This window comes from Asticcacaulis sp. (assembly GCF_020217185.1).
GTDB lineage: Bacteria > Pseudomonadota > Alphaproteobacteria > Caulobacterales > Caulobacteraceae > Asticcacaulis.
On record NZ_JAIWNX010000235.1, the window covers coordinates 1 to 10,000 of the forward strand.

The 10,000-nt window shown below is 61.0% G+C and carries 11 protein-coding genes and 2 tRNA genes; 12 read left to right on the forward strand and 1 reads right to left on the reverse strand.

The features are described 5' to 3' along the window. Window positions 1–72 precede the first annotated feature (72 nt). The 5 genes from LDL37_RS11625 (at window position 73) to LDL37_RS11645 (ending at window position 2,547) form a co-directional block, all read left to right on the forward strand. The gene (locus LDL37_RS11625) at window positions 73–1,053 is read left to right on the forward strand and encodes a beta-ketoacyl-ACP synthase III (RefSeq protein WP_290798367.1); all 981 of its coding nucleotides are present in this window, start codon (window positions 73–75) and stop codon (window positions 1,051–1,053) included. 122 nt (window positions 1,054–1,175) lie between these two features. Beyond that, the gene (locus LDL37_RS11630; RefSeq protein ID WP_126423809.1) at window positions 1,176–1,478 is read left to right on the forward strand and encodes an integration host factor subunit alpha; all 303 of its coding nucleotides are present in this window, start codon (window positions 1,176–1,178) and stop codon (window positions 1,476–1,478) included. Between the two features lie 22 nt (window positions 1,479–1,500). Beyond that, window positions 1,501–2,025, forward strand: a complete 525-nt coding sequence (locus tag LDL37_RS16460; protein ID WP_366509240.1) for a MerR family transcriptional regulator — start codon at window positions 1,501–1,503, stop codon at window positions 2,023–2,025. A gap of 108 nt (window positions 2,026–2,133) precedes the next feature. Further along, a tRNA-Pro gene (locus tag LDL37_RS11640) sits at window positions 2,134–2,210 on the forward strand. Between the two features lie 260 nt (window positions 2,211–2,470). Then, window positions 2,471–2,547, forward strand: a tRNA-Pro gene (locus tag LDL37_RS11645). Between the two features lie 45 nt (window positions 2,548–2,592). Here LDL37_RS11645 and LDL37_RS11650 read toward each other — a convergent pair. Next, a complete protein-coding gene (locus tag LDL37_RS11650; protein WP_290798372.1) occupies window positions 2,593–3,126 on the reverse strand; it encodes a YMGG-like glycine zipper-containing protein in 534 nt (177 codons plus the stop codon). A 282-nt stretch (window positions 3,127–3,408) separates the two neighbouring features. Between LDL37_RS11650 and rpmF the strand changes: the two genes are divergently transcribed. The 7 genes from rpmF to LDL37_RS11685 form a co-directional block, all read left to right on the forward strand. Further along, window positions 3,409–3,591, forward strand: coding sequence for a 50S ribosomal protein L32 (gene rpmF, locus LDL37_RS11655; RefSeq protein WP_126423806.1), 183 nt, complete (start codon window positions 3,409–3,411; stop codon window positions 3,589–3,591). Window positions 3,592–3,663: 72 nt separating this feature from the next. After that, on the forward strand, window positions 3,664–4,293 hold the full coding sequence (locus tag LDL37_RS11660; protein WP_290798376.1) for an HAD hydrolase-like protein: 630 nt from the start codon (window positions 3,664–3,666) through the stop codon (window positions 4,291–4,293). 85 nt (window positions 4,294–4,378) lie between these two features. Beyond that, window positions 4,379–5,656 carry a phosphopyruvate hydratase gene (gene eno, locus LDL37_RS11665; RefSeq protein ID WP_126423804.1) on the forward strand — a complete coding sequence of 426 codons (1,278 nt, stop codon included), beginning with the start codon at window positions 4,379–4,381 and terminating at the stop codon, window positions 5,654–5,656. Window positions 5,657–5,850: 194 nt separating this feature from the next. Beyond that, on the forward strand, window positions 5,851–6,165 hold the full coding sequence (locus LDL37_RS11670) for a septum formation initiator family protein (protein ID WP_126423803.1): 315 nt from the start codon (window positions 5,851–5,853) through the stop codon (window positions 6,163–6,165). A gap of 262 nt (window positions 6,166–6,427) precedes the next feature. Continuing rightward, a complete protein-coding gene (gene pdhA, locus LDL37_RS11675) occupies window positions 6,428–7,444 on the forward strand; it encodes a pyruvate dehydrogenase (acetyl-transferring) E1 component subunit alpha (RefSeq protein WP_013480382.1) in 1,017 nt (338 codons plus the stop codon). Between the two features lie 6 nt (window positions 7,445–7,450). Beyond that, complete coding sequence (locus tag LDL37_RS11680) at window positions 7,451–8,818, forward strand: pyruvate dehydrogenase complex E1 component subunit beta (RefSeq protein ID WP_290798383.1); 1,368 nt, start codon at window positions 7,451–7,453, stop codon at window positions 8,816–8,818. Between the two features lie 12 nt (window positions 8,819–8,830). Beyond that, on the forward strand, window positions 8,831–10,000 hold a 1,170-nt coding region (locus LDL37_RS11685), incomplete at its 3' end, for a dihydrolipoamide acetyltransferase family protein (RefSeq protein WP_290798385.1).

The window sequence follows — 10,000 nt, forward strand, 5'->3', positions numbered from 1 at the left end:
GGCCCACGTTCGCAAGGCGCACGTCGCGTCGCCCGAAACGCCGCAGATGGCGGATGAAAAGGTATCCTGAGCATGAGCGTAACACGTACGGCGGTAACCGGCGTCGGCGGTTATCTGCCTGAGACGGTCCTCTCTAACGAGGACTTCACCCGCATGGTGGATACCACGGACGAATGGATCGTGGCGCGCACCGGTATCCGCAAGCGTCACAAGGCCGGTGAGGATCAACAGACCAGTGATCTGGCCGTCGAAGCGGCGAAGATCGCTCTTAAGGCAGCGGGGCGCACGATTGAGGATATCGACCTCATCATCGTCGCCACCACCACGCCGGACATGACCTTTCCGTCCACCGCCTCCATCGTTCAGGCCAAGCTGGGCGTGCCGCGCGGCGCGGCCTTCGACGTGCAGGCGGTCTGTTCAGGCTTCGTCTATGCCCTGAGCGTGGCTGACGGGTTTGTCGCGCGCGGCCTGTCGAAATGTGCGCTGGTCATCGGGGCTGAGGTGATGAGCCGCATCCTCGACTATACGGACCGTTCGACCTGCATCCTGTTCGGCGACGGGGCCGGGGCCGTGGTGCTGGAGCCCGTGCAAGGTAACGGCACAGCGCAGGACACGGGCATCCTCAGCTTTGACCTGCAATGCGACGGCTCGAAGACCGATCTTCTGTACGTCGATGGCGGGGTCTTTGATTCGGGGCAGCGTGTCGGCAAGATTCGCATGCAGGGCAATCAGGTGTTCAAGCACGCCGTGCAGAAAATCTCCGAAGCCGCCGAATCGGCCATTCACAAGGCGGGTCTCGACCACAAGGCCGTGGACTGGTTCATCCCGCATCAGGCCAATCAGCGCATCCTTGACGGTGTAGCCGATCGTTTGGGGCTTGATCGTGAGAAGGTCATCTCGACCGTGGCCGAACACGCCAACACCTCAGCGGCCTCGATTCCGCTGGCCTGGTATGCCGGGATACAGGATGGACGGGTCAAAAAGGGCGATCTGGTGCTGATCGAAGCGCTGGGCGGCGGCCTGACCTGGGCGGCGGCGGCGATCCGCCTGTAGGGCCAACCGCATATTGAGACGAAAATCTCATTTATTTGATGACAAGCCGCGTCCAACCCTTTGACGTGAACGGGAAAATGCGTATGGTTCCCTCTGATGGATCATTCCGGAGGGGATTTGATATGAAAGCCACGACCCTGACCCGCGCCGAACTGTTCGAAGCGGTGCACAACGAACTGGGCCTGCCGCGTCAGGAATGCGCCGCTCTCGTCGAGCGTACTCTCGATCTGGTCATTGATTCGCTGGAAAAGGGCGAGACGGTCAAGCTGTCGGGCTTTGGCGTGTTTCAGGTCCGCGAAAAGAATGCCCGCGTGGGCCGCAACCCCAAGACGGGTAAGCCGGCGGCCATTGATCCGCGCAAGGTCATCTCCTTCCGCGCCTCGCAGATCATGAAGGCGCGCGTCGATGCCGGCGTCGGCGAATAAGTCGTAAAAAAGGCCAGTACACGTGTCCAAGGGGCCTCTTGCCTTTCGCACCATTTCCGAAACCGCTGACGCGGTGGGTGTGCCCCAGCATGTGCTGCGGTTCTGGGAAACCAAGTTCACCTTTATCCGTCCGACCAAGCGCGCCGGGGGGCGGCGCTTCTACCGTCCGCAGGATATTGACCTGCTGATGGGGGTGAAGGTGCTGCTGCACGATCGCGGCTACACGATTCGCGGCGTGCAGAAGCTGTACAAGGACGAGGGGCAAAAGGCGCTGCTGTCGGCCGGGCAGGGCGGCAGCACGGCCTTCATCCCGGCGGCGGAGGGGTACGCGGAGCCGGACGACGTGCCGATGGAGGTCGTATCCGCGCCGCCCTTACCGCGCAAAGTCATGGCCGACAGTGCCGAACCGGCGTTTGATTTTGAGGAAATGTCGGCCCTGCCCGTCGTTCGCGGCCTGAGCGAAGAGACGCGCACGCGGCTTCTGGCCATCGCTCAAAGCCTCGAAAACGCACAGAAAACCATGCTGCGCAGCCTCAAGGGGCTCTGATCCGCCGCATGTGAGCGGTGGAAAACGTCTGTGGCCTATTGCAGGCCGCTTTATTCCTCTCTATAAGCCGCGTTCTCCTTACCAGGGGAGGCCTCTGCGAAGAGGTGTCGGAGCGTGGCGCAGCCTGGTAGCGCACTTGACTGGGGGTCAAGGGGTCGCAGGTTCGAATCCTGTCGCTCCGACCATTTAAACACATAAGGGTCGCCCCGTCGGGCGGCCCTTATGTGTTTAAGGTCTCCGCTCCAGGTTCCGAACCGCGAAGGCTCACAGATTTCGTAAGGCCTGCTCTCCGCGGCTATCCTCTCGTTTCTCCCCAACATACTGCATTTTTTTGACGGCAAAGGCTTGCGTGAGTTCCGGCGTTTCCGTATAGAGCGGCCTCCAGACGCAGACGACCGGTTTCGGGCGTGTGCGTGTCCCTTATTCAAAGGGATGCCTTCTTTGTCGGGGAGTGGCGCAGCCTGGTAGCGCACCTGCTTCGGGAGCAGGGGGTCGCAGGTTCGAATCCTGTCTCCCCGACCATCAAAACAAAACAGACGGTCCCATAAAGGACCGTCTGTTTTGTTTTTACCATCGCTCACGGCGGTGATGATAATATTCCCGTTCGCGCCGCTCATAGCGATCGTACCGGTCATAGCGGTCGCGGTAGTAATAGCTGCGCGGGGCCGGATAATAGCGGGGGCCGTAGTAGCGCTCGCGATAGACATAATAGCCATCATAGCGCGGGCGCGATTCGTAATAGACGACGCCGTAGCCCGGCGGCGGGGGCGGCGGGTCGTAATAGCCGCTGCGCTCATAGGAATAGTAGCGGCCATCGTGGCAATCGACCGAGGCATTGCCCAAGGCTCCGCCCACCACGGCACCGACGGCGGCTCCGGCGACCGTATTGCCGCCGCGGTCATAGCGATGCGAGGAACCGTTGCCGATGGCGGCGCCGGCCAGAGCGCCGATCACCGCGCCTGTGGCGGTGGAGTTGGATTTGCGCTGATAGCAATAGCCATCATAGCCTTGTGCCGATGCCAGGGTGGGGGCGGCCAGACCGATAAGGCCGATCCCGATCAGGGCCAGCGGCAGATGCCGTTGAAAAAAGGAGGGTTTCATAATGCCACCTGGGGATATGTGCGTGGGATGACGCTATTGAGCGCCCGCCAAGCTGAACGGCATCTGAATGGATTGCGGCGGAAATGCGCCGCATTTATAAGCGTCATTACGTCAGGTCGCGGACGATACAAGATTTATTGCATCAGACCCCTTGATCCTTTTGCGCTCTTGAGGCATAAGGCGCGCCTTCCGACCGGACGAACAACCGGTCAACACATCATTCTACGCTTGAAAGGCTTGGGTAAAAGCTTATCGAGCCTCACTTGAAAAAGAGAGTCGGACATGGCCGTACCTAAGCGGAAAGTATCCCCCTCGCGGCGCAACATGCGTCGCTCGCACCACGCGCTCGGCGCCAACTCGTATGTGGAAGACAAGGACACCGGCGAACTGCGCCGTCCGCACCACATCGACCTGAAGACCGGCATCTACAAGGGCCGTCAGGTGATTACGCCGAAAAAGGACTAACCGCCTTTATCGACCGAAGATATAAAGACGCGGCGCCTCAGGTGCCGCGTTTTTGATTCCGGAAGGCCTTTCATGCCCCCCTATCCCTATCGTCTGGTGATCTTCGATTTCGACGGCACGCTGGCCGATTCGTTTCCGTGGTTCCTTGAGGTGTTCGATCATCTGGCCGAACGCTTCGGCTTTGAGAACCCGGACCGCTCGCACCTTGACGAACTGCGCCGTCTGGGGCCGCGTGAGCTGCTGAAGCGTCTGAAGGTGCCGCTGCTCAAACTGCCGGCCATTGCCACCTATGCCCAGAGGCTGCAAAACCAGCAGATCGAAAAAATCGTGCTGTTTGACGGGATCGCTGAGGTGATCCGCGATCTGAAGGCGCGCGGCGTGACCGTTGTGGTCGTGACTTCCAACGACGCCGACAATGTCCGCACCGTTCTGGGGGCTGAGCTGAGCGCCCTGATCGATCACTATTCGTGCGGTTCATCGCTTTTTGGCAAGGCGGCCAAGTTCAAGGCCGTGCTCAAGGCCTTCAAGGCGAAACCGACCGAGGCCCTGTCCATCGGTGATGAGCTGCGCGACATCGAGGCGGCGCGCAAGGTGGGCATTGCCGTGGGGGCCGTGACCTGGGGCTATGCCCACGAAGACAGCCTGCTGAGCGAAAAGCCGGATCACGTCTTCGCGAAGCCCGCCGATATACTCAATATATGAGACGCATTCCCCGTGGCGGGCTTGTCAGGCTTGGGCGCGCTTGCTAAGCAACCCTCGTTTTTCAAACCCCTCAGGGAAGATTGCCATGTCCGCCATTATTGATATCGTTGCTCGTGAAATCCTCGACTCGCGCGGCAATCCGACCGTTGAGGTCGATGTCACCCTCGAAGACGGCGCTTTCGGTCGCGCCGCTGTGCCGTCGGGTGCCTCCACCGGCGCGCATGAAGCCGTGGAAAAGCGCGATGGCGACAAGAGCCGCTATCTGGGCAAGGGCGTGCGTCAGGCCGTGGACGCGGTCAATGGCGAAATCTATGAGGCCCTGAGCGGTCTCGACGCCCGCGATCAGCGCCACATCGACCAGATCCTGATCAATCTCGACGGCACCGAGAACAAGGGCCGTCTGGGGGCCAATGCCATTCTGGGCGTGTCGCTGGCCGTGGCTAAGGCGGCGGCGGCTTCGGTCAACCTGCCGCTCTATAAGTATGTCGGCGGCCTGTCGGCCCGTGTGCTGCCCGTGCCGCTGATGAACATTATCAATGGCGGCGCCCACGCTGACAACCCCATCGACATTCAGGAATTCATGATCGTTCCGGCCGGTGCCGAAACCTTCTCCGAAGCCCTGCGCATGGGCGCGGAAATCTTCCATAGCCTGAAATCGGCGCTCAAGGCCGCCGGCCACAACACCAATGTCGGTGACGAAGGTGGCTTTGCGCCGAACCTGTCCTCGGCCGAGGTGGCGCTGCAATTCATCGTCGATGCCGGTGCGGCGGCGGGCTACAAGGCCGGTGAAGACTTCTGGCTGGCGCTCGACGTGGCCTCGACCGAGTTCTTTAAGGACGAAAAGTACCATCTGGAAGGCGAGGGCAAGGTCCTGAGCCGCGAAGAAATGGTCGATTATCTCGAAAACCTCGCCGACAAGTTCCCGATCTGCTCGATCGAAGACGGCATGTCGGAAGACGATTTCGAAGGCTGGGCGCTGCTGACCGAGCGTCTGGGCGACCGTCTGCAACTGGTCGGCGACGACCTGTTCGTCACCAACCCGAACCGTCTGGAGACCGGCATTGTCGAAGGCCTCGCCAACTCGATCCTCGTCAAGGTGAACCAGATCGGCACCCTGTCGGAAACCATGGACGCCGTCGATATGGCCCACCGTTCGGGCTATACCTCGGTGATGTCGCACCGTTCGGGTGAGACCGAAGATTCGACCATTGCTGACCTGGCGGTGGCGCTGAACTGCGGTCAGATCAAGACGGGTTCTCTGGCGCGTTCGGACCGGCTGGCCAAGTACAACCAGCTGCTGCGCATCGAATCGATCCTCGACGACGAAGCCGTCTATGCGGGGCTTTCGGTGATCCGCAGCTAAAACCGGAACCGGCCTCTCAACGGCTGGGACGTTTTTTACAAATCTGCCAAAAAGAGCGGCGCAGGTGTCCTGCGCCGCTCGCGTTTTATGATAAATTCTTTCAGTTGAAGTGACATGTTCGGTAACAGTTTGTTAAACCGACGCGGCCAAAAATCCCTCCTGTCAATGTGGTCCGTCCAGAAGGGGCGAAAGTCGTGATTCAGAAACTGAGGCCCTATTTGCCTACCGCGATCATCGCTATATTTCTGACCTACTGCGGCGTACAGTATTTGACTGGCGACAAAGGGTTCTTTTCGCAGGAAACCCGTCAGGTTGAGCTGGCCGAAAAGCAAAAGCTGCTGGCTGATCTTGCCGCTGAGCGGCAGGACCTTGAAGCCCGCGCCCGTTATTTGAGAACCGATAATCTTTCCAAAGAATTGCTTGAAGAACGCGCCCGCGTTCTCCTGGGGCTCAATGCCCCTAACGAATACGTGATCCGTGATCACATCGCCCCTGCGCGCAATTCCTGAGTCCGCAAGGGGACTTTACGTCAGCCTGGGCTTTGCCTAAGAGAAGTCCTGACGTGAATTCAGGCGGTTTTTGACGAACCCTGAGATTCCGGTGGCCCTGCTGCCGGATTTCCCACGGGATCACCAGAACTGACTGCATCCCCCTCTATGGGCGGCCGGCCCTGTTGTGCCGGTGCGCGCTCGAACGTCTTTTTGACCGGCTGCGAACGTCTCTGCCTGCGGGTAAGACGCGAGTGGCACGATTAACCCCAGGGAGGTTTCCATGGCGCGCGCCGCCAAGGCCACTGACACCGGAACGACGGGTTCCGCCAAACGCAATGTCTCCAAAGACGAACTCCTGAAATATTACCGTGAGATGGTTCTCATCCGCCGCTTCGAAGAGCGTGCGGGTCAGCTCTACGGCATGGGTCTGATCGGGGGCTTCTGCCACCTGTACATCGGTCAGGAAGCCGTCGCTGTGGGCATGGAGGCCGCCTCTATCGACGGCGATCAGGTCATCACCGGTTACCGCGACCACGGCCACATGCTGGCCGCCGGTATGGACCCCAAGGCCGTTATGGCTGAGCTGACCGGCCGCATTGGCGGCTCGTCGAAGGGTAAGGGCGGGTCGATGCACATGTTTGACATCGAAACCGGCTTCTTCGGCGGTCACGGCATCGTTGGCGCTCAGGTGTCGCTGGGGACGGGTCTGGCCTTTGCCGACTGGTACCGCAACAATGGCAATGTCTCCTTCACCTATTTCGGTGACGGTGCGGCCAACCAGGGTCAGGTCTATGAAAGCTTCAACATGGCGAAGCTGTGGAACCTGCCGGTCGTCTATGTGATTGAAAACAACGAATACGCCATGGGCACGGCTCTCGCCCGCGCCTCGGCCACGACCAACCTGTCGCAGCGCGGTGCGTCGTTCGGCATCCCCGGCGAAACCGTGGACGGCATGGACGTGTTCGCGGTGAAGGAAGCCGCTGAGCGCGCCGCCGAATACGCCCGTTCGGGCAAGGGTCCGTACATTCTGGAAATGAAGACGTATCGCTATCGCGGTCACTCCATGTCCGACCCGGCCAAGTACCGCAGCAAGGAAGAGGTCGATGAGGTCAAGACGACCCGCGACCCGATCGACCACATCAAGACGATGCTGGAGCAGGCGGGTGTCGAAGAGGCCGAGATCAAGGCCATCGACAATGAAATCAAGGCGATCGTTATGGAGGCCGTCGAGTTCGCTCAGACCAGCCCCGAACCCGATCCGTCCGAACTGTACACCGACGTTTATCTTGAGGCCTGATCCCAGATGACCGACATTCTTATGCCCGCTCTCTCTCCGACCATGGAGGAGGGCACCCTTTCCAAGTGGCACATCAAGGCCGGTGACGAGATTTCCGCCGGTCAGGTGATCGCCGAAATCGAAACCGACAAGGCGACGATGGAAGTCGAAGCCGTCGATGAAGGCGTGGTCGAGGCCATCCTGATCGAGGCTGGCACCGAAGGCGTCAAGGTCAATACGCCGATCGCGCGTCTGGCCGGTGGCGCGTCGGCCCCTGCGCCGGTCAAGTCGGCGGAAAACACCGGTGGCGAAACCGCCGCTCAGGAAGGCGGCGAAAAGACGGCTGTGGTCGCTTCGGCAGTCGCGCCGCAGGTTAAGCCGCAGAGCGATCCGGAATTCCCGGAAGGCACCCCGATGGTCAAGATCACCGTGCGCGACGCGCTGCGTGACGCTATGGCCGAAGAAATGCGCCGCGACGACCGCGTCTTCCTGATGGGTGAGGAAGTCGCCCAGTATCAGGGCGCTTATAAGGTGTCGCGCGGCCTGCTCGAAGAGTTCGGCGACCGCCGCGTTATCGACACGCCGATCACCGAAATGGGCTTTGCCGGTATCGGTTCGGGGGCGGCTATGGCCGGTCTTAAGCCGATCATCGAGTTCATGACCTTCAACTTCGCTATGCAGGCCATTGACCACATCCTGAACTCGTCGGCCAAGACGCTGTACATGTCGGGTGGTCAGATCAAGTCGTCGATCGTTTTCCGTGGCCCGAACGGTGCCGCGGCCCGCGTCGCCGCCCAGCACTCGCAGGACTATTCGGCGTGGTACGCCAACGTTCCGGGCCTGAAGGTCATTGCGCCTTATGACGCCGCTGACGCCAAGGGCTTGCTGAAGGCCGCCATCCGCGATCCGAACCCCATCGTCTTCCTCGAACACGAGATGATGTACGGCAACGAGTTTGAAATCCCGGATGTTGAGGATTTCGTCCTGCCTATCGGCAAGGCCAAGATCCAGAAAGAGGGCAAGGACGTCACCATCGTCGCCCATTCGCGCATGGTCGGTTTTGCGCTCAAGGCGGCTGAGAAGCTGGCCGAAGAGGGTATCGACGCCGAAGTCGTCAACCTGCGTACGCTGCGTCCGCTGGATACCGACACGGTCGTCGCTTCGGTGAAGAAGACCAACCGTCTGGTCACCGTCGAAGAAGGCTGGGGCCCCTGCGGTATCGGTGCCGAAGTCGCCGCCCGCGTCACCGCCGAAGCCTTCGACGATCTGGATGCGCCGCCCGCCCGCGTGCATCAGGAAGACGTGCCGATGCCTTACGCCGCCAACCTCGAAGCCCTGACCGTCCCCAGCGTTGAGAAGATCATCGCCGCGGTCAAGCAAGTCTCGTACAAGTAAGAGGGGCCATCCATGACCGATATTCTGATGCCGGCGCTCTCGCCCACCATGGAAGAGGGCATTCTGGCCAAGTGGCACGTCAAGGTCGGGGACACTGTCTCCGCCGGTGACGTGATCGCCGAAATCGAAACCGACAAGGCGACGATGGAAGTCGAAGCCGTCGATGAGGGCGTGGTTGAGGCCATCCTGATCGAAGCGGGGACCGAAGGCGTGAAGGTCAATACGCCCATCGCGCGCCTAGCGGGTGAGGGCGGTTCGGCGGCTCCGGCGCCCCAGACTCAGGCCAAAGCTGAGGCCCCGAAAGCCGCCGAAGCGCCGAAGCCTGCCGCGGCTCCGGCCCCTGTGGCCACCGCCCCCGTCGCAGCCCCCGCCGCCTCGGGTGGAGCGCGCGTGGCGGCTTCGCCGCTGGCGCGTCGGCTGGCCGAGATCAATAAGCTCGATCTCAAGCTGCTGAAAGGCACCGGCCCGCACGGTCGTATCATCAAGCGCGATATCGAAGCCGCTCTGGCTTCGGGCACCGGCAAGGCGGGTTCCGCTCCGGCGGCGACCACCGCAGCGGCTGAGCCGCGCAAGGTGCAGACCCTTGAGCAACTGGGCATTCCGGCGGGGTCTTACGATCTCGTGCCGCTCAACAATATGCGCAAGGTCATTGCCCGCCGCCTGACCGAATCCTTCCGCGACATCCCGCACTTCCCGCTGACCGTCGATATCGAACTCGACAACCTGCTGGCGGCGCGTACCAAGATCAATACGGCGCTGGAATCGCAAGGTATCAAGGTATCGGTGAACGATATCGTCATCAAGGCGGTGGCGCTGGCGCTCAAGCAGGTGCCGGAAGCCAATGCCTCCTTCACCCCCGAAGGCATTGCGATGCACCACAATGCCGATATCGCTATGGCCGTGGCTATCGACGGTGGCCTGATCACCCCGATCATCCGCAAGGCCGAGACCAAGTCTCTGGCCCAGATCGCCAAGGAAACCAAGGATCTGGCGGCGCGCGCCCGCGATATGAAGCTGAAGCCCGAAGAGTTCCAGGGCGGCACCTTCTCGGTGTCCAACCTTGGCATGTTCGGCATCAAGCAGTTCGCCTCCATTATCAACGAACCGCAGGGCTGCATCCTGTCGGTCGGTGCCGGTGAGCAACGCCCGGTCGTCAAGAACGGCCAACTGGCGGTCGCCACC